Here is a 24,691-nt window from a genome sequence, read left to right as displayed (position 1 = left end):
TGCAAAAATTTAAAACAACAACGAGTTTGGCAACAAAGATGCTTTTTAGACTGGGCTCAACTATGTACTATTTGACCTGCCAAGTATTGCCTGATGAGAAGCGAGCCAAAAGGCTCCTATGTTTATACATTATCGGCATAAAGGAAATACCGACGCCGAAGGTGTCGTACATTTAAGAGGTTAGACATCTTTTTTATCTAACGTCTAACACATAGCTTCTGCCTTCTGCCTGTAAAACTTCTGCCTGTGGGTTACTACCATCTAAATCAAATCCCTTGCTTTAAACTCCAGATATTTATTAATTGTGGCTACGGTCAGTTTTCCAGGCTTACTAAGGATGGCGTGTATTCCGTTTCTTTCCAACTCTTTAACGATAAGTTTCTTATCAAACATAAACTTTTCAGCGATGGTCTGCCGGTAAATATCTTCAACATCGCCCGCCTGGTTATGAATGAGCTTTTCAATTTCCGTATTTTCAAAGAACACAACCATCAGCAGGTGATTGGATGCCAGTCTTCTGAGAAAAGGCATTTCACGATGAGCCGACTTAAGACTTTCAAAATTGGTATAAAGTACCAGCAGACTTCGTTGTGGTATTTTATGCCGAACCACGGCGTACAAGGCTTCAAGATTGTGTTCCAGAAAACCGGTCTGCTGATTATAAAGCATTTCCATAATGGTTTGCAGGTGATGGGGTTCCCTATGGGCAGGCAGTATGCCCCTCACCTTCTCATTAAAGGTGATCAGACCGGCTTTATCGTGTTTCAGCATGGCAATATTGGCGAGCACAAGGGAGGTATTTATGGCATAATCGAGCAGCGAAGTACCGTTGAAAGGCATTTTCATAGTACGCCCCATGTCGATGAGCGAAAAAACCTGCTGAGATTTTTCATCCTGATATTGATTAACCATCAATTGCGCACGCCTGGCGGTAGCTTTCCAGTTTATAGTACGAATATCGTCTCCTTTGGTATATTCGCGTATCTGATCGAATTCCATCTGATGACCGTACTTTCTCACCTTCTTAATCCCCACTTCGCTTAAACGGTCGGAAATGGCCATTATCTCAAACTTACGCATTTGCACAAAAGAAGGGTAAACTTTTACCATAGCAGGTGAAGCTGCCTTTATCCTGCGCGATAAAAACCCCTGTCGGGTAGATATATAAACATTAAGATTTCCAAAATGGTATTCACCTCGTTCGACGGGACGCAAAGAATAAGTAAATGACCATGTTTCACCAGGCGATAACCAACCCTTTCGGTAAAAATTTCTGATATGGAATTGTGGTGGTAATTCATCAATCACCTCGCAACGGATCCTCACAGGAAGAAAATTCATCAGTTCAACAGAAACGTTATTCACATCTCCGTTACTGAACCGTGGCGGCAGTTGACGGCTTCCTTCCAGTATGCGGCCTCCTCTTCGGTATAAGATCATAATATCTATAACTGCGAGTGAAAAAAAGACTGCAACGGCAACAAGACCCGCAATAAAAAAAGAATACCAGAAGTGCCCCAGCAGAAATAAAACTACCAGAACCGAAAGACCATAATAAAAATGAGGTCGCAAATATGTTGATTGAATGGTCATTCGTTAAAATTGTTAGTGAGGATTACCTTGGCACTTCCACCGAGTCAACGATACGCCTGATAACATTTTCGGGCTGAAGCCCTTCCATTTCTTTTTCCGGAGTAAGTATCACCCTGTGATTCAGAACCGGAATAACCATCTCCTTCACGTCTTCTGGAATTACAAAATCGCGCCCTTCGAGGGCAGCAAAAGCTTTTGCCGACCGCAGAACGGCAATTGAGGCTCTCGGACTTGCTCCAAGAAAGAGGCTGCTTGTGTTACGGGTTTTGTCAATAATCTTGGCAATATAGCTGAGTATGTCATGATCAACAGCCACTTTGGTTATCAACTCCTGAAAATCAATGATCTCCTGAGCAGAAATAACGGGCGATACGGCTTCTGTTTCAAGGACATTACCACGCTCCTGGACATTTTGCAAAATGGTCACTTCCTGATCAAGAGTAGGGTAATCCAGCTTTATTCTAAAGAGAAATCTGTCCAGTTGAGCTTCGGGCAGTCGATACGTACCTTCATGCTCAACAGGGTTCTGAGTCGCCAGAACAATAAAAGGTTTTTCCATCGGGTGTGTAATCCCGTCGATAGTGCCCTGCCGCTCCTCCATAACCTCGAACAAAGCGGCTTGTGTCTTTGCTGGTGCGCGGTTCACCTCATCAATAAGAATAATATTGGAAAAAACCGGCCCCTTATTGAACTTAAATTCCGAACGCCCGGAGTGGAATACCATTGTTCCCAACACATCCGAAGGCATCAGGTCGGGTGTAAACTGTATCCTTGAAAATCCGGTATTGATGCACCGTGAAAGCAATTTGGCTATCATTGTCTTGGCAATGCCTGGCACCCCTTCAAGAAGCACATGTCCATTGGCCAGAAGCGCCGTCAGCAAGTGGTCCAGAACACGTTCCTGGCCCACAATGACTTTCCCGATTTCATTTCGTATCCTGAAAGCTGCATGATTGAGTTCTTCAACATTTAAGCGGCTTTCAAATAATGAATTACCGTCGTCGTTAGGTAAATTTTCTAATGCCATAATTTATCTGCAATTATTGTAAAAAAATTCAATTTGCCGGTTAAACTGCTCCAGGTCTTCCTGCGAAATCTGTTTCAAATTATGCAGGCGATTTCCCATGCTGAAGAGGGCTGCTACCGATCGCTCTGAAACACCGGACTTCCGGGATACTTCCGAGATAATCCGGTTTTCATCAACCGCGGTGTTGATAAAATATCGCGAGCGTAGAAACTCAAGGAAATACGTAAATCTTTTCCGTGCGATATCCAGATGGTCGTGCCTGCGGTAATATAGCCGGGCCATTGTTTCTATAAAGCTCAGCGATGTATTTTGAGGCCTTTTTATAACAGGAATGGGGCGTTGCACCCTTTTACTGCCAAAAAACATCAGCATAATAATTCCAAAGAGGAGGGTATACCATGCCAGCCTCAACGACCGGTTGTCAAGGATGTAATCGAAAAGTCCCTCCTGATGCATCGACCGTGGTTTATAAAACTCGTCCCATACTGTCGACTGTGCAGGCAAATAAGATAATGATTTAAAAATATATTCACTATTATTTCGCGATAAAAGATGATAATTTGTGAAAGCAACAGGATTACTATGTAAGTAAAAATACCCGTCGCCGAATTTGATTCTGATATAGTTTGTATTTCCTTTGTTGTCATGCCCCAAAACCGTGGTCCTTGCCGTGTCGTATCTTGAAAAGTAAAACCTTGTCATCCAACGCGAGTACCAATAGCCGAACCCCGACCTCAGTTTTTTATTGGAGAAATAAAACCCGACAGAATCGGAAGCAAAGAAATCCATATTGGGCAAAAGATCGGGTTTATATTCCAGCTTGAAAGTATCGGCAAGTGCACCGAAAATGCGTTCTGCTGCAATAAATATATGATTTCCTGCCGAAGCAGTTTTTAATATTTCTTCGGCATCTTCCGGCTCCGTTTTTATGCGGCCGTTGATATAAATAAAATTGGTATTCAGAGGTATCTTGTTGTCAAGAAAAGCATGCGGCGGTGTCCATGAAGTAACAATTTCTTTTTCAGGGAAAAGATCGCCCAGAGACTCAAAGACAAGGTTATTGCCAAACGGAATTTTATCATTTTTGGAAAAACTGTAACTCCAGTCTATCGGCCGGGGTGCAAAAACCGCTGCGATGATAAGCAGTAAAAGACCAATGGCTACTGCCCATGTCAATATCTTTTCTTTCCGGGATGAGAATCTCATGACAAAGGCCCTCCTTCTTTAACAGGTACAAAAATCTCCTCCACCTTATCATACTGGCTGCGGGAAATATCGATATGACCATACCATATTACATCAAACAGTTGCATTCGTTTACGAAACTGCTCCCTTTCCGGAAAGTTCTGTATTTCACGGTAATAATCCAAATTGGTTTTGTAATGTTTCAGGACAATTTTACCCTTTGCCTGGAGTTCCCGTAAATAGAGAAGAAACAATATCCTCACAGCTTCTCTGTAAGCCCCGTTGTTGCGATACATCTTTAACATTTCCCCGAGTTTTTCCGGGGAATAATTCTGTTCATCCCGGCCAAACTGCAGACCGGATGTTTCCTGCCGATGCGATAGCACAAACAGACCACTCACCGGTACATCCAAAAATTTCAGCAACAAATACAGTACAAACAGGCCGCCTATAACCACGAGTAAATAAAAAAACCAGGGGTGCCCTTCGGTAACAGAAAACAACCAGCCAAACAAACGGGATAAAACATAATTCCAAAATCCAGGTCCCTGATCCCTGTCGTAAGTATAGTCAGGGTTGGATTTCCATTCTTCTATCTTATCATAAGGGGGATGACGGTACTCTACTTTGCTGTTATCCCAAACGGAGACTTCATCTTTGGAAGAAATAAAAGACAAATCTCTTTCTTCTCCCAAAAGCGATAAAGAAACAACGAAAAAGAGTAAAAACAGAAATCCGGCTTTCGGCATTATACATCTTCATTTATTGCAGATACCTTATCCATCAATGTTTCGCGATCTTTTTGTTCACGAAGACTGTAATACTGGAAGCCAACAATAATATTCCAGACAGGGTAAATCAGATACTGTCCCAGGCCCCCCAAAATGGTCGTTATGATGAAAGCAAGAGAATCGCTGTTCACGGCCTCCTGTTGACCGGAGCCTACCAGAAATCCTTCAACGCCGGCAATAATCATGGCAGGCATCGAAAATAATGTGCCCACAATACTAATAATCAGGTATGAAAGGAGAAGGATACCGAAAGTAATCCACCAATTGTTGCGTATCAACTGAAAACAACGGGAAAATGTTTCACCAAATCCTTTGTCTTCAATAATCTTTACATAAAGAATAAACGACAACGGCACCCAAAGATAAATGGCAGGAATAACCAAAAGTATCACCCCGAAAATCACAATCACACCGGCCACAATACTGTAACCAATGATGGCACCAAAATGTCTGACAAATCTGTTCCAGACATCAAGCGAACTAAAGTTCCCTTTTCCTTTCTCTTCGTATTCGCCAAAATAGGCCGGTACCAGTCCGCTTATAAAAAGCTGGGCCAGCATTCCAAAAATAATGGTCAATAACACCAGCCAGGCCGAGGGGGTATTGCTTCCGGTTCCACCCTGCACCACCTGCAAAACAGAGGTAAAGGTATCCTGAACATAGTAGGCACTCATTATAGTCGCAATAATAATTGGCACACCGGCATACAAGGTAATGACCTGAAACAGTTTCTTCAGTTCCTGGGTAATAAACGCAAACGAAGCATTGAAAACATCAGAAAAATCTCTTTCTTTTTTTAATTCCATTTCCGGTTTGTTCATAACGGATTGTTTTTAGGGGCATTTACACCTTGATGAATATAATATGGATAATAAACAAAATAGCCGACAATAAGCACCAATGAAATTATAATGATCAGTACATTAACAGCAAGGGGCATCTGATTGTAATACCTGGTAATAAAACTTTCGATAAATCCGGCGAGAATGAAGAAAGGAACCAGGCCAAGCATAATTTTTGTTCCCTTGCGCACTCCTTTGACAAAAGCGGTTTTTCGTGGTAATGTTCCCGGCCAGATAAAACTCTTCCCGAGTATTATGCCGGCGCCACCGGCCAGCACAATAGCCGACAATTCCAAAGTACCATGAAGGAATATTCCCAGCGAAGATACCGTTAAGAGTGAGTGCTGGTAAAAAAATGACTGAAAAACGCCTACCATCACACCATTCCGAAACAAATGAAACATTGTTCCCAAAGGGGTAAGTAATCCGAAAAGAAAAACAACAAAAGAGACCAGTACATTATTTCCGGTTATCATCAAAAACATGGGGAGTTCCCCCATTTGTCCGTAAACGGCCAGCGGGTCTCCTTTTTCAATATTGTCAAGGGTCATATTAACATATTGGTCGCCAAGCACCAACCTGGCAAAATCATCGTTATCGAATGCAGAGACGGCGCCGATAAGCATAGAAACACAAAACACAATTAGTGAAATAAGGAAATAGTGGCGTCCCTGATACAAATCGAAGGGAAGCTCTCTGGTCCAAAATGTAAGAAAACGGGTCGATTTTTCCTTTTTATTTTGGTATATAAGGTGATAAGCCTTGCTGCCCAGATTATTGAGATACTGTACAACAGAGGATTCGGGGTAAAAAGTACGTGCAAAGGATAAATCATCGGTGAGCTGAATATAATGGTCAGCCAGCTCATCGGGATTCATCCGCTGAGGGGTGGCAATTTTGGTTTCAAAATCCTGCCAACGCTTACGGTTTTTCTGGATGAAGGTTATTTCACGCATTCTGAAAACGTTAAACTCCGGCCAATTTAAACAAAAAAACACAACATTCAGAGCCTGACCGGACACTTTTTTGTTTAAAACCATATACAACCACTTCGACCGGCATCATAGAATTATTTGACAACCAACTCTTAAACAAGAAAGAAAGGCAAAATATTTTTATTACTTTTGTTTGCAGAAAAATCAACTTTACCCGCTTATCTGATGGAAACTATTGAACTTAATACCACTCAAAACGTTTCGTTACAATTTCCTGTAGCCAGCATTGCCGACCGCATTTTGGCATTCTTTTTCGATGCGGTATTTATGGGTCTGTATTCCATTCTGGTTGGAGTCTTTTTATCGGGTTGGCTTGGACTGGAAACCTGGGGCATTGTTTTCCTTTTTTCTCCCCTTTTCTTTTACCACCTGATATTTGAAATCTTTTTTAACGGCCAGAGTCCGGGAAAAAGAATCATGAACATCAGGGTATTTAAGGCCGATGGTTCACAACTCACTGCCGGCAGATGTTTTATTCGCTGGATATTCCGGCTTGCTGATATTACCTTTACTTCGGGCGCACTTGCCACGCTAATCATTATTATCAACGGTAAAGGACAACGGCTGGGGGATATTGCTGCCGGAACAACAGTACTCAAAACCGGAAAAAAGAACACATTTCAGCAAACGCTCTGGATGGATGTGGAAGAAGACTACCAACCCCGCTTTCCCGAAGCAGAACGCCTTACCGATAAAGATGTGCAAACCATAAAAGAGGTAGTGCAGATTACTAAAGATCCCAATCGCAGGCCCGATAATTATATTGAACTGCTGAGTAACACCCGCCAGGCCATAGAACAAAAAACACAGACCTCATCCCGGATGTCTGATCTGGATTATCTTACCACTATGATTAAAGACTATAATGCTTGTCACCAGGCATCGAGGTAAGCCCGGCTGCTGCCAATACCTGCAAATCTGAGGATCCAGAGCAATACAAACAGCCTCTAACCAGTGTCTGTCCATAAAGTACCATTTGCTTCGTTACGCTCGTCCGAAAATTACTCATTTACGATGAGTAAACTCCGTATTTTCGGACTTCGCAAGCCTTGCAACTGGCACTTTCTGAACAGACACGCATATTGTGAAAATTTTTTCAAGTTTATAGACGAACACTAAATAGTGTCTGTCCATAAAGTACCATTTGCTTCGTTACGCTTGCCGCCAAAAACCATATTTATGTTTGCAGGAATTCAGGTAAAACTTGGTTAGTTTAAAAATTTTTTTAAAATTTACCCCACAATTAATAAAAAGAGATTTACAAAGCGCAACAGACCGTCATATTTTTAAATGGAGGATGATTCACATAATATTGGTATGCTGAATTTTAGAAGCTATAAGTTTAATTTTTGGGTTCTGCCCTTATTTTAGTGGTTAAATAATAAATATCAATACAAAACACTGTTTAGATAGTATCTGTCCATAAAGTGCCATTTACTGTGTTACGCTCGTCCGAAAATTACTCATTTACGATAAGTAAACTCCGTATTTTCGGACTTCGCAAGCCTTGTAGATGACACTTTCTGAACAGACACATGATAAGTAGGAAACTTTTCCTACTTTATAGACACATACTAAATAGTGTCTGTCCATAAAGTGCCATTTGCTGTGTTACGCTCGCCGCCAAAATACTCATTTACGGAAAGTAAACTGCGTTTTTGCCGGCTTCGCAAGCCTTGCAACTGGCAATTTCTGAACAGACACACATATTGTAAAATTTTTTGCGAATTTATAGACGAACACTAAAAACGGCGTATTGCAACTGTATACAAACAATTATCAGATTATAGACAGGCACTAAATACCTCAACCATGAATCTTCGAACTGTGTTATCCGACTCTGATGAAGTGAGTAATCAAAGTCGGCAGGCTAAACAGAAAAATAAAATAATAAGAACCCTTTCCAAATCCAATCATGCACTGACCATACCTGAACTTCAGAAGCAGGTGCGGATCAGTACGCCGACAGTTATCAAGCTCATTAACGAGCTTATTACAGACGACCTGGTACAGGAAGAGGGCAAAAAAGAGACCGACAACGGGCGTCGCCCCACTCTTTACTCCTTAAACATCAACAGGTTTTATGCCGTAGGAGTAGAAATTCTGTTCAAGAGAATCAGCGTTTCTGTTGTTCGTCTTGATCAGGAAGTCATGCTTGAAAGACAGAACAGGGAATTCAGACTGGAAAATACGCCCGAATGTCTCGAGGAAGTCGTCTCCTTTATCCGTGAAACCCTTGATGATTGTGATGTTTCAATGGATAATATTCTTGGCATAGGCATTGGTCTGACCGGACGTGTCAACAGTCTGACAGGCGAGTCTTATAACTTTTTCACTTTTACCGAAAAATCGGTCGGCCAATATCTGACGGAAAGATTAGATAAGCAGGTATTTGTTGACAATGACACGCATGTTATGGGCCTGGCGGAGCAAGTTTTGGGGCAGGCGAAAGAGGCACGAAATGCATTGATCCTGAATGTGAGCCGGGGATTGGGAATGACCATCATCGCCAACAGGAGGCTGATTACAGGAGGTATGGGATTTGCCGGCGAGTTCGGTCACATGCAAATGGGGAATTCCGACAAGTTATGCATCTGCGGGAAGAGAGGGTGTCTTGGAATGGAAGTCTCCGGTTATGCCCTGGAAGAAAACTTCAAGCAAGCCATAAAAGAGGGAGGGACGTCGCTGGCCATAAATGACAAACCGCTTGAAGATATTCGTTACGACGACATACTTGAAGCAGCCAACCAGGGCGACGGATTATGTATCAATCTCCTTCAGGAAATGGGAGAAATTCTGGGGATGGCTCTGGGCAATATTGTCAATCTTTTGAATCCGGAATTAATTATTATCGGAGGGAAATTTGCACAGGCAGGCTATATGTTTTCAGATTCCATAAAAACCGGCATGAATAAAACAGCCCTCACACTTCCTCTAAAATATGTAACACTCAAAACATCTCAACTGGGCAGCGAAAGTGGCAGTATCGGAGCCTCTGCAATGGTTTTTAAACAACACGATCTTATCTGATGCCGCCCGGTTATTCCCATTTATAATCCCATCCCAAAACGGTGCTCATTACGGGGATTAAATGACCGGCAATTTTTTGTTGCCCCTGAAAAGAGGGATGTGCATCGGCGCCCAGATCATTCTCCCGGTCAAGCAAGGCAGGAGGAATTCCTGTAAAAAAAACGTTTGAATCGTTGTAAACGAGCCTGATGCTATTGACTGTCTCCTTAACATACGAATGGCATGGCTCGTCGGTCATAGGGCCGACAACACAAAAAACAGGCACTGCACCATAAACCTCTCTGATTTGCAATACCAGGTCTTCATAAGCGCGCTGAAATATTACTTTATCGGAATGCGGAAGTGTAGAGAAATCATTGGTTCCAAGGTTAATCACTACAGCATCAGGTGTCCATTTGGAAAAATCCCATTCAGGAGAATCTTTCATATCCATTACGCGGGCAAAGCGTTGAGGCATTGTGGCCAGGGTAGTAGAAACTTTTTGAGGATCGCCGTAGTTGCGAACCACCCCGAGGCCGGAATGAGCTACCACATGATAATCGGCGCTAAAAGCATTGGCCAATATAGTTGCATAGGACTTATTTACATTTTCCGTTTGTGGGTCAAAGTCATCATCAGCACTTTCCGACTCTGCACCATAACCGCATGTTATAGAGTTGCCGATAAATTCTATGCGGCGGTTAATTTTAACTTCCCCGGGAAGCAAAGTTCCTTTTTTAGCCAGTTCAACACCATAAAAAAGAGTCTCCCCCATTTCTCCTTCGGTACGTTTAATAAATTGAACTTCATGAGGCCCTTTACCTTTTATTCCTTTAATGACAGCAATAGTATCTCCCTTCGCATGCAAAACCTTCAACAGCTCACCGTCAATTAACAAATCAAAATAATTTCGCTCCCCTCCTTTAAAATACAACTTCAGCTCATTTCCGGTAAACCGAAAACGTACCGTTACTCCCGGCCAATCATAACGTGCGATCTGGTTACCTGAAAAATCCACTCGTCCCATGTAATTGAGGTGCTCGTGAGTGGCAGGAAGGAAGTTTTCTTTATTTTGAGCAATAAGACTTGCAGGCATTAAATAGAAAAATACTGTTATTAAAAGAATGGACTTCATTTTCTTAATTTATTACTGTTATTTTTTCACACTCTCATAAAAAGCTTCTTGCGTGCCGCCAATGCACTTACCCAACCAACGCCCAAAGTTATTACAATTGCTTTGACAACCATCAGGAATACGGGATAATCGGAACTGACAAACAATGCATCCAAACCGGTCAGAGCCAAAACGGGCATAATCAAATTGCTACCGGCTACATAGGCCATCATAGCATTCTTTCCGGCACCGGTCAGGATATACAGATATTTTTTCAGATTTAACACCTCTGTCAAAACCATAAGTCCTGATAAACACACGATAGAAAGTCCTGCTGTAAGCGTCAGATAGCTTAAAGTGGCCGGATCCTTCTTTATGCCCCCGTGCAAAGGTTCAACAAGCCAGCCAGCAAGGATCAGAACAATACCCACCGGCATTACTTTCAGAAAAACCGAACGCCAAACCACTTCCCACTTTTTGATAAGCAGCCAAAGCAAAATCAACATCCCAAAAACGATGAAAAAGGTCGTCATCATTTCACGAACATACAACCCGGTAAGCGATACAGCAATGGTGGCTCCGGATAAAATCAGAATGGTTGTTGAGCGGAGCAAATCTTTATTTTCCTCTGATTCTCTACTATCTGATTTTAATGCATTTCTTACTACAATACCTGTATAAATACCCGGGATAAGTACTATCAGATATTTCAGGTAGTTCCATGACATCAGCCATGATAAAGGCGACCAGTTATAAAGTTTACTCACCCAGTTGCTTCCATCACGGGCACCTAAAAAGAAAGCCGCCATCAGAGCAAAAGCAATCCATAACGAACTGCTCCATCGGCGGTAGATCATATAAAGGATACCTCCGCCTAATGCTGTGTTGGCCAATACCATTATAATAATGTCGAAATGCTGTATTGAAAACTCACGTATGCCATTTTTGTGCAGCACACTAAACAGAATGATCAACAATCCCCATCCGGCCAGAGACATCCATCGTTTATTATTGTGCCACCATCCTGAAGCGGGAGATGCAAAAACCAAAAGCATGCCTGCCATTGTAACCAGAGCGAGCGCCCATTTTATGTTTTCTGAAGCTTCCAATCCCCAGGGACGGGCATGTTGAGAAATTATGGCAAACAGCGCCAACCCTAAGAAACGCCACACCAAATGGCCGGTGATTCTGAATGTTGGTTCTCCCCGGTCGATGCGTCCGCCAAACGAAAAAGGGATGGCTGTACCCATCGAAAAAAGAAACATGGGGAATACCAGATCGACCCAGGTAATGCCGGGAATATCCGGATTGAAAACATGATCGGGAGGCGGCAATTGTGCATGGTACATCCATCCGGGAAGAGCTCCTTCAAAAGGGACGGTACCCGATAAAACCATCAATAAAATAGCCAATCCTCTAAGGGCATCCAATGCTTCAAATCGAACTTTTTTGTCTGTCATCGTCGATTGAGTTTAAGCCGTTTTTTAATCAAGTCCGGATAATCAGTGGTAATTCCTTCTATCCCTCTGTATTTATGACGAATCTCTGCAACCTTACCCTCATCATTAACAGTCCACACAAAAACTTCAAGGTTGTTTTGTTTCGCCTTTTTCATCAGCTCCTCACTCAAAACATTAAAATGGACGTTAAGACCATCGGCATCATATTCCAGGGCAGTTTTAATCAGCTCATCAACCGGCTTTTTCTCCCATACGAGCCAATAAAGGGGCACTTTGGGCAAATAATCTGAAGCCTCTTTCAGCTTAGCCGGATTGAAAGAGATAATTACAGTCTGGTTCGTTTTCCCGGTTCCCTGTAATAAGTCGGAAAGCATCGGAAAGACATTTCCTGCCTCACCTTCTTCCCAACAACATTTTATTTCAATAAAAAGTCTGACATCTGAAGGAAGTATTTCCAAAATTTCCCTCAGTGTAGGTATTTTAGTGTTGCCGCTAATGGAAAGTTCCTTCAAAGCTTTATATTCCGATTCCGGTACAACAAGTGAGTCCACACTCAAGCGGGCGGTATTACGGTCATGAAAAACCACAAGCGAGTCATCCTTTGTTCTCCAGATGTCCACCTCTATTGCATCACTGCCTAATTCTACGGCCTTTTCTACAGCCTCAATCGTATTTTCTGTTTCGCTTCCCGAAGCACCGCGATGAGCGATTACCTCTAATTTATTAGAACGACAGGCGCTCAGTGCAGTTAACACCATAAGAGCTATTGAAAATTGCTTCATTCGTAAAAAATTTATTTAGTGTCCGGGTAGAGCGGCTCATTACTTCGCCGCTCCCCCACAGACCCGTACGAGCGGATTTCCCGCATACGGTTCCTCTCAATTTGGTTTCGCTGATAGATAAGAATGATATATCTTGGGTTTTAACAATGGGTGCCAATGGTTCACCAATTTGGTGAACCGCTCCCATTGCCACGTGGCTTTACCCCCTCGTCTGTTCAGCCATTTATGTAATAAGGCCTTAACCTCATGAAAATAACCGGCCAGCCTTCGGGAATTGAACGTTATTCCATAATAATTGTAGTATCCACGCAGTTTGACATTCAAATCCCGGATAATATCCCTGATTTTATTATGCCTGTTGCATTTCAACCATTCTCCCATTTTATTTAGAGCCTCTGAGTATTTCTTCTTACTCGTTTTGCGTTTGAGTACAAGTTTCCCTTTTCTGCTTTTTCCCATGTAATGAGTAATCCCAGAAAATCAAAACTCCTGTTTCCTCTCTCAGGTCTGTTAAGGTTTATCAACCGGGTCTTTCCCGGATGCAACCGCAGAAAATATTTCTCAAATCGTTTGAATAGCACTCCCATTACTCGATTTGCGTCCTCTGCTCTCTCAAACCCGAGTACAAAGTCATCGGCATAACGAACTATAAAACTCCTGCCCTTCAATCTGGGTTGGATAACTTCTGAAAACCATTCATCCAACACATAATGCAGGTAAATATTACTCAGCAGTGGGGATACTATACCACCTTGAGGTGTCCCTTCTTCCGGATAACTCAAGGTTTCATCCTCAAGTATTCCTGCTTTGAGCCATTTATCCAGCATTTTGCGTATCTTTCCATCTTTCACCCTTCGGTCAAGAAATTCTCTTAATTGGCCGTGATTGATGCTTCCGAAGTAGTTTTGTATGTCTGCATCTATGATATAGCGCATTCCTCCAAAACTAACCTGCTGAAACATGTATGCTATAGCCTTGTGGCACGAACTGTTTGGTCTGAATCCATACGAGAAGTCTTTAAAAATCTCCTCGTAAATAGGTTCCATTACCCGCCGTACTGCTGATTGAAGAACCTTATCCTCTATCGTGGGTATACCTAACGGACGCTTATCAGTCTTCCCTTTGGGAATGTAGACCCGCCGTATCGGAGGCGCTTTGTAGCGTCCCGACTTATACTCGGAGAGCAACTCCGGTAAACGCTCCTCTGCTATCCCCACGTAATTAAACCAATCTTGTCCGTCTGTTCCCGCTGAGCTATACTTGTTGAGCCTCATGAACTCTTTGTATAGCATTTGGGGGGTGATGAACTGACTCAGGTTCGTTAGTGGTTCTTCTTTGAATTTCCTTGCCCGCTCTGCTATTTGCAGTTCTACGGTTGACATTTCTTCCATGTCACTGGTACATTTAATGTTTCTAAACTGCAATCCCAATATTTAGGCATCCCTTATCCTTGCCCGGATAAGTTTTCCCTTCCCTACTCTCTGGCTCTCATGGGGCTGATTCGCCAGATTTCAACCGGTACTATGGGGATGCTAAGACTGCCTTCACCCGTCTCCTCTCCTTCGGTTTCCCTCGGTTGAGGATACCATTTACGGTATTACCTGTTTCTTTACGCCTTGTCAGATGGTAATACGAACCTGACTGGCCAGTACATTTCGGGTGCGGTCTGCCCTTATTGACCGCCTCTCGTATGGAGGTGGGAGGCTCTCCCAAGTTCCCGTAGAAACCTCTTATGCATTTGCCTTGCTCGTCGACCCCGGTCAGGCATAGTCTCCTTACCATAACGGTTACTGTGCTTCCGTTCCCATGGACAGAATCATGAAAACCACGACATTAGCTTTATTTTCGAGGCTCAGTCACACGGCTTTTGCATTCCCTGTGTACGATTCGTGCCATCATTTCTGATAACTACGCAACACTCGGTTCCGGGTGCTGGTTAGGCTTTCCCAGGTAGGTTTGGTTACCTACAGGTTTCTGATGAAAAGTTTCAAAGAACTTTGCTAATCCCCTTTTCACGGGCTTAGCTTGGCGCAATCTGTCCATAAAATGCCATTTACTGCGTTACACTTGTCCGAAAACTACTCTTTTACGAAAAGTAAACTCCGTATTTTCGGACTTCGCAAGCCTTGTAAATGAGACTTTCTGAACAGACACACATATTGTGAAAACTTTTTGCGAGTTTATAGACGAGCACTATTTAGTGCGTGTCTCAATAGATCGTTAGATTTTTAGATATATAAGATGATTCATATAGGCCTAATATACTGCATTTTAATAAATACGACCTTTGATATTTACATCAACCGAAAACGGATCAGCGATACGGCTCAGCAAAGCAGCCATCTGGCTTCTTGTAAGATCAGCTTCGGGATTGAAAGTGCCATAATTAAGTTCTTTCCAAATATTTTGTCCTGTTTTCAGTTGATCATTGCCGGCAGTTTCTTTCCCTAAGTATTCTGCCAGTTCATAAGCGATTGAAATTCCTTCCTCTACAGAAAGCGTCTCATTTTTGAAAGTATAATCCATTTCCGGAACAAAGTCATTTAATCCAATCTTTAAAGCCTCAGCGGTCATCACCGAGTCGGGATGAAAAAGCGTCACATTCGACCATCCTATATTTTTGCCTTCACCCCGGATAATTCCGGTAGCACCGATTTTCTGAACGTCCTCCCAGAAAGCATCTTCGGGGGTAACATCGGAATAAGGCATCAGATATGCACCAGCTTTCAGAAGATGGGATTGCACCTCACGAACGGGGACTTCAGAGGGTGTAACATCATCCTTAACTGCTAGTGCAGCCAAAGTACCGGCAGCCTGGCCTATGAGAATACAAACAGGTTGCAATCGTGTTGTTCCATTGACAATATTGGTAACGGAAATCGATTTCTCGGCTACAATAAAATCTTCAGTGGATTTAGGAATTAGTGTTCCCAAAGGCAGAGAATAAGAAGGAACCGGATAGAAATGCAAGTCAGGCACTTTTGACTGATCGGGATATGCTGCATGGTGGTGGTCTATTGGATAATCACCCACGGCAATTCCGGTGCGATATAAAGGCCTCTCCTGATCGAAGGGACGTGCCAGATCATTAACTGTAAACGTGACCTTCCCTTTTATGCGTCGTGACTCACGATGGTAGGGAATTAACGGAAAACCATCTTCGGTTGGGAATTCATCGTCCGCTATTCCCAAGTGATTGAACTCCAACTCAGTTTGCAGATAATATATGTAACAACGCGTAAACCATTTGGCCTCTTGATAAGCTTCTTCCCGTTCTTCAGGAGTCATTTCGATAACGTTCAGATAATAATCATTCCCGTAAATGGGCCAGTTGATCATATATTTGTCATTTGGAAGTTTGCCGTATTCCATCATCTTATCGCACGGCCAAAGAGTACGCGAGATCGTATCGGGATCACAAACGCCCCGGCAGGTACAAAAAAACGGCGAAGGATCGTAATTTTCGGGACGATCAATGGTTTTGTCAGCATCTTTACCAAAATCCTGAAGGACAGCCACATAAGTCATATCCTGTACAATATCATTACTTTTCTCGGGAGCAATATCCTCCCCTGTTTCATAACGTGAATCCATCCCGATATCATAAGGAATTCCGGCCATTTTTGCGACATCACCCAGTTCTGTTCCATCAATAACGACCGAAGCTTCCACGGTCATTGTTCCATCCGGTCCGACAAGCTGCAAAAGCCAGCCGTTATCAGTTTTTTCCAGGGTATCCAGCTTTGTATTAAAAACCAAATCAAGGTTCGGTTCATTCATAGCCATTTCTCTGATCAATTTTTCACCGACAGATGGCTCAAACAAAACATTACTGACCCAGCCAGTCTTCACAGAATCAGATCCTCCGTAATAGTCGTAGAGTTTTTGTCTGAATTCCTCCCACAGCCCGGAATGCAAATTATAATTACCATCAATGGCACTTACCCCGGCAGAAGTTAACATCCCGCCCAGCCAGGGTCCTTCTTCAACAATGAGAGTCTCAGCTCCCATCCGGGCCGACTGAATACCGGCCATACTGCCGCTGGCACCACCGCCAACGACCAAAACATCGTAAGAATTCCTTTTTGTACAAGAAGTAAAAAAGAATGAAAAAAGGAGACTAAAAAGAATGATGTATTTTGTGTTATTCATCAGTATAAAATAAGGCTAAGTCATTGGTTTGATGGAACTCGCATGATTGTGTTTTATACATGTTCTTTTGTGACAAACTTTGTCATGCTCGTTTCATCCGTATAAAATTTATATAAGTTATTGTAATGATGCAACTTATCATACTTTAATTAATGTTAGATTCTTCGCTCCGCTCAGAATGACAGACTGTCTAATGTCATTCTGAGGAGGTAACGACGAAGAATCTATTCCTTGTTTTTGGTTTCTCAGATGATTAAAGGTTAGATGGTGTTTATACATGTTCTTTTGTGACAAATCTTGTCATGCTCGTTTCATCAGTAAAGTTATTGGTCTGATGAAAATCGTAATAAAGCCGCTCAATTAATAGACACCTTGACGCATGAGGATTAGATGTATTGAAACATCCAACAACATAATATCTTATGTCTCGAATGGACGACACCTTCGGCGTCGATATTTTTTGCGCATATATATGACAGCCTTTCAGGCTCCATTCTAATAACCTTTTTCAGATTAAGAGCACTGTCGCAGCTTCGAAGCTTATTTAATGAATTCAACGACATCGGTGCTACCATTCTCTCACCGCTCAGCGTCTATATTTCTACTCTCCTAATAATCTAATAGCCTTATTCCATGCTCAATGCCTAACCACCACCAAACTGTTTCAGAGCATCTTTTTCATTTCCGGTTCCCAGGTAATCTTTTCAAGTGTTTTCCAGCACTGAAACAGACCTCTCGGCACATGAAAACAACCTTTCCATTTTCCGCCTTTAAGGTTATGCGTAATTTCGCCTCTTCTATTCAGGTAACCAAACCACTCAGGATACCTGATATCTTTAAAATGATTCCAGGTATAGTCATGTACGTTTTCGAACCACCGGAGATTCTCTTCCGAACCGGTGAGACGATAACCTTTAATCAGGGAAATTAGTGTTTCCAGATGCACCCACCAAAGCTTCATATCCCATTCAAGTTGTTGAGGTGGCCGGTTTTTGGCATCCATAAAACAGAAAATACCCCCAAACTCCTGATCCCATCCGTGCTCAAGGGTTTGCAAGGTGATGGCTTGTGCTTTCTCAATAACATCCCTTCTGTTAAGTCGCTCAGCCAGATCCATGATAAACCACATGGCTTCAATAGCATGCCCCGGGTTGAGTAGTCTTCCGTCGAACGTATCGGAAAAAGAACCGTCCTGGTTCACATTTTCCACAATAAGGCCAAACTCGGGGCGATAAAAGACATTCATCACTTCGTCTATGAGTTTTCCAGCCGACTCTTCAACAAACTCTTTTCCAAGCAGATGCTCCATCTCCAGATTGAGGTTGCACATGATCATTGGGAGGGCAAAATTCTTCAGATTTCTGGTTCCGGGAACAGCTTTGTTGTACCTCCCTTTGGGATTATCCTGGCGCTCCAGGATGCGATCGTAAGTCTGCCGGGCAAGAGCGGTATATACATCGTTCCCGGTGGCCAGTCCGAGCTGGGCAAAAGCCATGGCTGCAAAGGTGAAAGAGAAAATGTTGTAAGGCTGAACAAGTGGTTTTCCCTCTTTGGTCAGACTGAAATACCAGTTTCCGTAGCCATCGTGGCCGTATTTTTTTAAAAAGTCACCTCCCTGTCGTGCAAATTCGAGCCATTCGGATTTTTGTTCCACCCGATTGTAAAGCATCGAAAAGAGCCAGACTTCACGGGCCTGCATCCAGACAAATTTGTCGGTATCGTAAACATTCCCTTCCCGATCGAGACACGAAAAAAACCCGCCATGTTCATCATCCCGCGATTTATCGAGCCAAAAAGGAACTATGTTCGTTAAAAGTTCATCCTTATATTGAACAGCCAGTTTTGTGAAGTCCATTATTTTTTGCTTTTAAACTGATTCAAATATTCCATGTAGCGGTTATACAAATGACCTGCCTGCAAATAAGCCGACTGAGGACTCATAAAATGCGAAAACTCAAAAGTAATGGCATTTTCAATGCCTGCTTTAGCTGCCATTTCGAGTTTCAATCGAAGCTTTTCCCACTTAATCGGCATAAACTTGATCGGCATATCCCTGTCAAAAGATTCCGAATTGGTCCAGCATTCAAGACCGAATTGATGGGCCAGCGATTTATTGAGCTGAAGGAATCCCGTCAAATCATCGTAATCCACATGACCGTCCTGAAAGGCGACAATATCCACCGCACCTTTAATGCCGTCAAAAATTTCACTCCAGTCTTTTTCATGCTGTTTTAGCGTTATGCCGTTACTTTTTGTTGTATCGGTAATAAATTGACTTACATTTTTAATCCCATCAATATAAGGAGAAATCAGTACCGGCAGTCCGTCAGATACATCCTTGCAATGTTTGGCCAGGCCTGCATACAAATCAATAATCTGTCCGGTTTTCCGACTGATTTCCTGTGAAACATACCATCCTTTAAAAGCCGACATTTTACCATAATTATTCCAGACTTCGTCGATGAATTCTTTATTGATATCTACTTCCTTCTGGAATTTTCCATTGATCCAATATTTTCCCGAATCATACAATCCGAAATAAAAATCCATCCCGAATTCACTAGCCAGCTCCAGAAACATACGAACCAGGTCGATCGGTGGACGGTAGGCCCCTTCATGGCTGGTCAAAACAGCTGAAGGAAATGTCTGCCATTTTCCATAACCCGCACGAATGAGAATAACCGTATCAATACCGGCTTTTTTCATGTAGCCGAAATCTTTTTTCCATTCTTCTCTCCCCCAGTTTTGATGGGGAATATCATGACTTATCTCGTCCAAAAATGTTCCTTTGATTCTCATCCAATTATCGTCTTAAATCGTTAACAATACTGTTTTTCAAAATTCTATTGACAGAGCACCTTATGTTCCTTAAAGTATTTAACCCAAATCTGATATCCTTTCTCGTTAAGGTGGAGTCCGTCAACACAAAATTCTTCCGGTAACTGATCGCCGTCTCCTGCAAAAACACGGAAAAGATCAATGACCTGAAGGTTATACCTGTTTCCTAATTCACGGATGTGCTCATTCAGTGTTTTAATGGCAGAAGTTTTGCCCTTCATGTAGTCGTATCTTACAGTAGATTCGTTAATCGGCAAAACCGTCTGAAGTACCAGGCGTGTACCGGGACTGTCACTTTTCACCTTCTGAATAATTTGTGCATATTTAGAAGCAATCATATCCGCCGAAAGGCCCCGACCAAGATCATTGATTCCGATCATCATAAAAATGGCAGCCGGTTTCCCTTTTAATATCGGATTTAACCTGGCATAGACGCCCCAGCAGTTATCCCCACCAATACCTCTGTTTACAACAGGAACCGAGGGGAACCATTCATTCCAAAGCCCGCGTTCCGTTATACTATTGCCCAGAAAAACAACATGCCAGGGCTTTACTTCAACCGTTTCATACATCGTTCGTTTATTCAGGTAATAATTATTATCATAAGAAGTATCAACTTTTGCCTCCTGTCCTGATGCATTACCCGCCAAACCAGAAAAAAGAAAAACTATTCCCCAGAGAGTTTTCGAACGCTTCAGATGGTTTAACATATTCTTACCCATTATTCAATATTTTTTATATGGTCATACCAGAAAAACTTCAACAATACTGTTGTTCCGATAAATACCCCAAGCGAAACCCAGGCAGAAGTATATTCGCCCGATAAGAAATAGAGCGGTAAAACAACCATTGACATCTGCCAGGTAATTCCCACTACCACATTAAAAGCATCGCGCTTGAAATCTTTATTAGGCACAAAGGAAGGGTCTTCTTTCATCACTGCACGTTTAACGGGTTCCCAGAAACCCCATGGTTTGGTTTGCCTGTAAAACTTTTTAAGGGTTTCCATATCTTCCGGTTTGGTAAGGAGCGTCCCCAGTACAGATGCCCCCATAGAAATGAGCAAAACAAGAGGATACATATAAATATCAATGGCACCCGGAACGAATATTCTTACAGTTGGTGGTACAATAACCGAGGCCACCAGGCCTCCGAGCATGCCATAGAAATACCCCATACCGTTAAAACGCCACCAAATCCATTTTAACACGTTGGCTGCGGCATAACCCCCGTAAAGAGAGGATGTAATCCACAATGTAAGACTATTCAGCGACCTGGCAAACAATCCAAAGGTTACCCCGATGAGTACCAGCAAAAAGCTAGACATATAACTGTAGCGAACCAACTTTTTATCGGATGCATCAGGATTCAGGTATTTTTTATAAAGATCATTGACCAGGTAAGCCGGTGCTGCATTAATAAAGGCGGCAAAAGTCCCCATAAAGGCAGCCAGCAATCCGGCCAACAGCAATCCTTTAATGCCGACAGGCACAAATTGTCGAATAGCCAGAGGAAGAACCATTTCAAAGTCAATATCGGCCCCCATTTTCATTAATTCCGGCTTAAGATAAACCAGTCCCATCACGGCAAAACCTCCAATCATCAGGTAACGGGGTATAAAAAGAACCAGGGAAGTCAGACCGCTCATCTTTGCTGCCTCGGCAGGTGTTCTGGTACTCAGGATTCGTTGCATATCGTAACTGGGAACAGGACCGGCCAAACTGGCAAAGATGCCTTTCAGGATCATCATCATTAACAGCATTCCAAACATTTCATAACCATCCGCACCTATCTTATCATTCAATTCGGGGAAAGTTTCCGACCAATCAAGGCTGAGTCGCCACTCGGGCCACAGATTGGTCCACCCATCGGGAATAACGGCAGAGAGTTGCTCTGGTGTCACCTGGTTGTAGGCAATTATTCCAATTGAAATACACGCCACGGTCATGATCAGGAACTGAAGCACTTCGGTACTGACAACACTGTACATCCCGCCTTTCATGGTATAAATAGTAGTTATAGCGATGATGATAAGGGCATATACCTGTTCCGAGGTGAGGTGTAAACCCAAAATAATTGTGGAAAGGTCCCACGTAAAGAAGGTCGTGGCAAATTTGCCGATGCCTTCCACGAAGTAAGCGATGAAGCCAATGACGCTAACCACGGCAAATACCACAACAATTATGTGTGAAAGTCGACCTCCCCTTCCATCTCCAAAACGGAAGGTAATCCATTGAGCCCCGGTCATTGTGTTGGAACGCCGCATCCAAATGGCCAGAAAAACCATCACAAATATCTGATTCCAGACAGGCCATAACCAAGGTATCCACGCACTTTTCAGTCCGTAAACGAAAACGATGGTAACCGTCCACATGGTTCCGGAGATATCGAACATCCCCGATGCATTGGAAAGTCCCAGGTAATACCATTTGATGGTGTTCCCTCCCAGAAAATAAGCCTGAAGGTCTTTTGTTGCTCGCTTCGACAGCCAGAATCCGATGAATAATGTCAGCGCCAGATAGGCCAGAACAACGCCAATATCGATGAGTGATAAGTTCATTGAAATAGTCTTATTGTTATTAAAAGAAGTCTGCCAATTAGAAATAAAAGCCTAACGGCACAAGCTTGCAACGCGTTTGGACAGGCCTTAACTCCAACAAATTATTATACTTTAAGGCTACTCCTGACCAGACACTGATCGCTTGATTCAAGCTAAAAAGCTTTCTAATGTCAGACTTCCATGTTATTCAGTTTCTTATTCGAGAATTATATGTTAGATACCGTATTGTTTTTTTCCCGTACTGAAAAAATAGAGAAGTATTCCACTCTATTCTTCTTGCCGGGCTTCAGAAATTGCATTTTCCAGCACCTGCCACCAGTCTTTATTTATGATGTGTACAATATCAAATATCATTAGTCCGTCAGTTTTGTTGTAAGCCATTTTCACAGCCTTTTTAAACTGCCCGGTATTCTGTTCATACTGTTCAACGTACAAGCTACCGGTTACAGGCACAGCACCTTTAATCACCTTGTTGGCAAGTTGGGCACTACCCTCAACGGAGTACCAGTAATCTTTCCCTTCACCCATGGCAGCTTCTCCTCTTTTCTCCATTGCCACTTCGTTCAGTTTTTCAACTTCCTCAATGGTTACTTCATAAAAGTAGAGGCCGGTCATGTAAAGATCGAGCAGTTCTGCATATCCGTAATTCCTGTAGTTTTCGGTTGCCCAATCGTAATCTTTGGAAGGGTCGTACCTTTTACTGGCCCAATTGACACCTAACTCATAATAAACCGGATACCAAGCACCGGTATAGGTGCCAAACTGAATATCAGGATTAGCTTGTTTTGTAACTTCCCGCGCGTCTTCAAAAAAGTTATAGATAACAGATGTTCGCCATTCAATCCATTTTTTGAAATGTTTGCCCTGCTTCCACTCATACTCTCCATTTTCATCCTGAACCCAATAAAGGATGTCATCTGGAAAATTTTCTACTTCTACACCAGCATATTCTTCAAAAGCTTTTTTCGAAAACTGACTAAAATCAGAAGTAATACCGTCATACCTCACTCTGTCAAGTACCAGACCATCCAGTTTCGGATATTTACTGACTACTTCCTCAATAATATTCAGCTGATATTTCTGAACATCAGGAAGTGCAGGATTTAACATACCGTTGTAATGCCATTTCATTTCTGAAATAGGCACAATAGAATCGCACCAATAGTTGATCGACTGCCACTCCGGATGATCTTCGTAAATAATTCCCCGGTTGTGGAAATTGTGTCCTCCGGCAAAAACATTCATCGATGCATGCACACCAAGTCCAAGCTTTTTACCTTCCTCAATAAATATTCCCAACATATCATAATCCCTGCTTCTTTCAACGCCTTCCCATTCCCCCATATACGGAGCATACTCGCTATCATACAACGTTTCTCCCATTATTGCTTTTACATCAACCACTACATCAGTAACGCCGATATCTTTTACTTTTTTCAGATAATATCGGATGGAATCGGGATAGCTTAACCGCTCATAGTTGGCTTCGCAATCGAACCACATATAAACCGGCTTTTCTCCTTCAGTCTGATTGTTTGAAGGACTGCAAAATGCGACCAAAACAGAAATTATAGCTGTAATAAATAATGGCACTTTTTTCATAATTCTAATTTATTTACATAAAAAACAATTTATCAACCACGCCTAAACTCGATTCATTTTTTCCCACAATCGCTCAGGTAGGGTCGCACAAGGGTTTCCCATAACCGGTATCCTGAAGGATTAAGATGTATCTTGTCGCCCAGAAAGATATCGTCCTTAATTGTTCCGTTTTTGTCGATCATCAACTGGCTGACATCGATAAATCTTAAATGTGGCTTGCTCATACAAAAATCTCTTACCAGACTGTTGGCTTTTTGATATTCATCAGACCATTTTTCTCTTGCCGGGCTGGGTTTTGTTGAAACGAAAGCAAGCTCTGTTCCGGGCAGAAAAATTTCTACCAGCCGGGTAAAGGTGATGACATCCTGAAGATAAGCTTCAGGACTCATTCCGGAAGCAATGTCATTATCGCCCTCGTAAACGATGATTTGACAAGGGTTATATGGTACAACAATATCATCAAAGTAATAAATGAGATCGGCCATATGCGATCCACCGAAAGCCCTGTTGAGAACATTATATTTTGGAAAATCATCATTCAGAGAACGCCAGGCCCTGAACGAAGAACTACCAATGAAAAGAATACCTCCCTCCTCAGGAGGGCTATTAAGGTCATTTTGCTTAAACTTAGCAATGTCATCATCCCACAATGATGCTCTTGAATAATTCTGCTGGGCAAAGGAGGTTAAACAAAAAAATACACTTATTATTAAAATTATTATTTTATTCATGAAGTATGAT

Annotated in this window: 20 protein-coding genes; 2 read left to right on the top strand and 18 right to left on the bottom strand. The window is 42.4% G+C overall.

The annotated features are described in order from the left end of the window. Window positions 1–261 precede the first annotated feature (261 nt). Genes ATH1_RS0103095 through ATH1_RS0103070 form a run of 6 tightly spaced genes read right to left on the bottom strand, consistent with a single transcriptional unit; the run spans window position 262 to window position 6,394 of the window. Window positions 262–1,593 carry a DUF58 domain-containing protein gene (locus ATH1_RS0103095; RefSeq protein WP_010417346.1) on the bottom strand — a complete coding sequence of 444 codons (1,332 nt, stop codon included), beginning with the start codon at window positions 1,591–1,593 and terminating at the stop codon, window positions 262–264. Window positions 1,594–1,615: 22 nt separating this feature from the next. Then, window positions 1,616–2,620, bottom strand: coding sequence for an AAA family ATPase (locus ATH1_RS0103090; RefSeq protein ID WP_010417343.1), 1,005 nt, complete (start codon window positions 2,618–2,620; stop codon window positions 1,616–1,618). A gap of 3 nt (window positions 2,621–2,623) precedes the next feature. Then, on the bottom strand, window positions 2,624–3,826 hold the full coding sequence (locus ATH1_RS0103085) for a DUF4350 domain-containing protein (protein ID WP_010417340.1): 1,203 nt from the start codon (window positions 3,824–3,826) through the stop codon (window positions 2,624–2,626). Further along, window positions 3,823–4,554, bottom strand: coding sequence for a hypothetical protein (locus ATH1_RS0103080; protein ID WP_010417336.1), 732 nt, complete (start codon window positions 4,552–4,554; stop codon window positions 3,823–3,825). Before ATH1_RS0103080 ends, ATH1_RS0103085 begins: the two co-directional genes overlap by 4 nt. Continuing rightward, window positions 4,554–5,417 (bottom strand): DUF7847 domain-containing protein, encoded by an 864-nt coding sequence (locus ATH1_RS0103075; protein ID WP_010417334.1) that lies wholly within the window; start codon window positions 5,415–5,417, stop codon window positions 4,554–4,556. Before ATH1_RS0103075 ends, ATH1_RS0103080 begins: the two co-directional genes overlap by 1 nt. Further along, on the bottom strand, window positions 5,414–6,394 hold the full coding sequence (locus ATH1_RS0103070) for a stage II sporulation protein M (protein WP_029163936.1): 981 nt from the start codon (window positions 6,392–6,394) through the stop codon (window positions 5,414–5,416). Before ATH1_RS0103070 ends, ATH1_RS0103075 begins: the two co-directional genes overlap by 4 nt. A gap of 204 nt (window positions 6,395–6,598) precedes the next feature. Here ATH1_RS0103070 and ATH1_RS0103065 point away from each other — a divergent pair, with 204 nt between their 5' ends. Together ATH1_RS0103065 and ATH1_RS0103060 are read left to right on the top strand one after the other, a co-directional pair. Next, window positions 6,599–7,324, top strand: coding sequence for an RDD family protein (locus tag ATH1_RS0103065; protein WP_010417327.1), 726 nt, complete (start codon window positions 6,599–6,601; stop codon window positions 7,322–7,324). A gap of 921 nt (window positions 7,325–8,245) precedes the next feature. After that, on the top strand, window positions 8,246–9,463 hold the full coding sequence (locus tag ATH1_RS0103060; RefSeq protein ID WP_010417322.1) for an ROK family protein: 1,218 nt from the start codon (window positions 8,246–8,248) through the stop codon (window positions 9,461–9,463). Window positions 9,464–9,473: 10 nt separating this feature from the next. Here ATH1_RS0103060 and ATH1_RS0103055 read toward each other — a convergent pair whose 3' ends face one another. The 12 genes from ATH1_RS0103055 to ATH1_RS0103005 all read right to left on the bottom strand — a co-directional run bounded on the left by ATH1_RS0103055 (window position 9,474) and on the right by ATH1_RS0103005 (window position 24,681). Further along, window positions 9,474–10,577, bottom strand: a complete 1,104-nt coding sequence (locus tag ATH1_RS0103055) for an SGNH/GDSL hydrolase family protein (RefSeq protein WP_010417320.1) — start codon at window positions 10,575–10,577, stop codon at window positions 9,474–9,476. Between the two features lie 26 nt (window positions 10,578–10,603). Continuing rightward, the gene (locus ATH1_RS0103050) at window positions 10,604–12,016 is read right to left on the bottom strand and encodes a DUF5009 domain-containing protein (RefSeq protein WP_010417318.1); all 1,413 of its coding nucleotides are present in this window, start codon (window positions 12,014–12,016) and stop codon (window positions 10,604–10,606) included. Next, on the bottom strand, window positions 12,013–12,798 hold the full coding sequence (locus tag ATH1_RS0103045; RefSeq protein WP_010417316.1) for a glycerophosphodiester phosphodiesterase: 786 nt from the start codon (window positions 12,796–12,798) through the stop codon (window positions 12,013–12,015). Before ATH1_RS0103045 ends, ATH1_RS0103050 begins: the two co-directional genes overlap by 4 nt. Before the next feature lie 96 nt (window positions 12,799–12,894). Then, the gene (locus ATH1_RS22105) at window positions 12,895–13,179 is read right to left on the bottom strand and encodes a group II intron maturase-specific domain-containing protein (protein ID WP_245531692.1); all 285 of its coding nucleotides are present in this window, start codon (window positions 13,177–13,179) and stop codon (window positions 12,895–12,897) included. A gap of 5 nt (window positions 13,180–13,184) precedes the next feature. Next, a complete protein-coding gene (locus ATH1_RS18840) occupies window positions 13,185–14,189 on the bottom strand; it encodes a reverse transcriptase domain-containing protein (protein WP_010417312.1) in 1,005 nt (334 codons plus the stop codon). A gap of 880 nt (window positions 14,190–15,069) precedes the next feature. Next, a complete protein-coding gene (locus ATH1_RS0103035) occupies window positions 15,070–16,950 on the bottom strand; it encodes an FAD-dependent oxidoreductase (protein ID WP_010417310.1) in 1,881 nt (626 codons plus the stop codon). A gap of 664 nt (window positions 16,951–17,614) precedes the next feature. Continuing rightward, window positions 17,615–18,805 carry a n-acyl-d-glucosamine 2-epimerase gene (locus tag ATH1_RS0103030; RefSeq protein ID WP_010417308.1) on the bottom strand — a complete coding sequence of 397 codons (1,191 nt, stop codon included), beginning with the start codon at window positions 18,803–18,805 and terminating at the stop codon, window positions 17,615–17,617. Next, on the bottom strand, window positions 18,805–19,749 hold the full coding sequence (locus tag ATH1_RS0103025) for a DUF4434 domain-containing protein (RefSeq protein WP_010417307.1): 945 nt from the start codon (window positions 19,747–19,749) through the stop codon (window positions 18,805–18,807). Before ATH1_RS0103025 ends, ATH1_RS0103030 begins: the two co-directional genes overlap by 1 nt. Before the next feature lie 44 nt (window positions 19,750–19,793). Continuing rightward, on the bottom strand, window positions 19,794–20,510 hold the full coding sequence (locus ATH1_RS0103020) for a GDSL-type esterase/lipase family protein (protein ID WP_010417304.1): 717 nt from the start codon (window positions 20,508–20,510) through the stop codon (window positions 19,794–19,796). Continuing rightward, on the bottom strand, window positions 20,510–22,348 hold the full coding sequence (locus ATH1_RS0103015; protein ID WP_010417302.1) for a sodium:solute symporter family protein: 1,839 nt from the start codon (window positions 22,346–22,348) through the stop codon (window positions 20,510–20,512). The genes ATH1_RS0103020 and ATH1_RS0103015 overlap by 1 nt, the downstream gene beginning before the upstream one ends. 267 nt (window positions 22,349–22,615) lie before the next feature. Further along, a complete protein-coding gene (locus tag ATH1_RS0103010) occupies window positions 22,616–23,950 on the bottom strand; it encodes an alpha amylase family protein (protein WP_010417300.1) in 1,335 nt (444 codons plus the stop codon). A gap of 53 nt (window positions 23,951–24,003) precedes the next feature. Continuing rightward, window positions 24,004–24,681 (bottom strand): GDSL-type esterase/lipase family protein, encoded by a 678-nt coding sequence (locus ATH1_RS0103005; RefSeq protein WP_010417298.1) that lies wholly within the window; start codon window positions 24,679–24,681, stop codon window positions 24,004–24,006. Window positions 24,682–24,691: the final 10 nt, after the last annotated feature.

Source organism: Anaerophaga thermohalophila DSM 12881 (assembly GCF_000191885.1).
Lineage (GTDB): Bacteria > Bacteroidota > Bacteroidia > Bacteroidales > Marinilabiliaceae > Anaerophaga > Anaerophaga thermohalophila.
The sequence above is the reverse complement of the archived record's forward strand: the minus strand, read 5'-3'. Positions and strand labels throughout refer to the sequence as shown.

What these genes read in the sequence shown, in the direction of transcription:
- ATH1_RS18840 (WP_010417312.1), bottom strand. Translation starts at nt 14,189, where the DNA reads ATGGAAGAAATGTCAACCGTAGAACTGCAAATAGCAGAGCGGGCAAGG.
- ATH1_RS0103080 (WP_010417336.1), bottom strand. Translation starts at nt 4,554, where the DNA reads ATGCCGAAAGCCGGATTTCTGTTTTTACTCTTTTTCGTTGTTTCTTTA.
- ATH1_RS0103005 (WP_010417298.1), bottom strand. Translation starts at nt 24,681, where the DNA reads ATGAATAAAATAATAATTTTAATAATAAGTGTATTTTTTTGTTTAACC.
- ATH1_RS0103055 (WP_010417320.1), bottom strand. Translation starts at nt 10,577, where the DNA reads ATGAAGTCCATTCTTTTAATAACAGTATTTTTCTATTTAATGCCTGCA.
- ATH1_RS0103020 (WP_010417304.1), bottom strand. Translation starts at nt 20,510, where the DNA reads ATGGGTAAGAATATGTTAAACCATCTGAAGCGTTCGAAAACTCTCTGG.
- ATH1_RS0103070 (WP_029163936.1), bottom strand. Translation starts at nt 6,394, where the DNA reads ATGCGTGAAATAACCTTCATCCAGAAAAACCGTAAGCGTTGGCAGGAT.
- ATH1_RS0103025 (WP_010417307.1), bottom strand. Translation starts at nt 19,749, where the DNA reads ATGAGAATCAAAGGAACATTTTTGGACGAGATAAGTCATGATATTCCC.
- ATH1_RS0103010 (WP_010417300.1), bottom strand. Translation starts at nt 23,950, where the DNA reads ATGAAAAAAGTGCCATTATTTATTACAGCTATAATTTCTGTTTTGGTC.
- ATH1_RS0103065 (WP_010417327.1), top strand. Translation starts at nt 6,599, where the DNA reads ATGGAAACTATTGAACTTAATACCACTCAAAACGTTTCGTTACAATTT.
- ATH1_RS22105 (WP_245531692.1), bottom strand. Translation starts at nt 13,179, where the DNA reads ATGGGAGAATGGTTGAAATGCAACAGGCATAATAAAATCAGGGATATT.
- ATH1_RS0103075 (WP_010417334.1), bottom strand. Translation starts at nt 5,417, where the DNA reads ATGAACAAACCGGAAATGGAATTAAAAAAAGAAAGAGATTTTTCTGAT.
- ATH1_RS0103090 (WP_010417343.1), bottom strand. Translation starts at nt 2,620, where the DNA reads ATGGCATTAGAAAATTTACCTAACGACGACGGTAATTCATTATTTGAA.
- ATH1_RS0103060 (WP_010417322.1), top strand. Translation starts at nt 8,246, where the DNA reads ATGAATCTTCGAACTGTGTTATCCGACTCTGATGAAGTGAGTAATCAA.
- ATH1_RS0103045 (WP_010417316.1), bottom strand. Translation starts at nt 12,798, where the DNA reads ATGAAGCAATTTTCAATAGCTCTTATGGTGTTAACTGCACTGAGCGCC.
- ATH1_RS0103030 (WP_010417308.1), bottom strand. Translation starts at nt 18,805, where the DNA reads ATGGACTTCACAAAACTGGCTGTTCAATATAAGGATGAACTTTTAACG.
- ATH1_RS0103050 (WP_010417318.1), bottom strand. Translation starts at nt 12,016, where the DNA reads ATGACAGACAAAAAAGTTCGATTTGAAGCATTGGATGCCCTTAGAGGA.
- ATH1_RS0103085 (WP_010417340.1), bottom strand. Translation starts at nt 3,826, where the DNA reads ATGAGATTCTCATCCCGGAAAGAAAAGATATTGACATGGGCAGTAGCC.
- ATH1_RS0103015 (WP_010417302.1), bottom strand. Translation starts at nt 22,348, where the DNA reads ATGAACTTATCACTCATCGATATTGGCGTTGTTCTGGCCTATCTGGCG.
- ATH1_RS0103095 (WP_010417346.1), bottom strand. Translation starts at nt 1,593, where the DNA reads ATGACCATTCAATCAACATATTTGCGACCTCATTTTTATTATGGTCTT.
- ATH1_RS0103035 (WP_010417310.1), bottom strand. Translation starts at nt 16,950, where the DNA reads ATGAATAACACAAAATACATCATTCTTTTTAGTCTCCTTTTTTCATTC.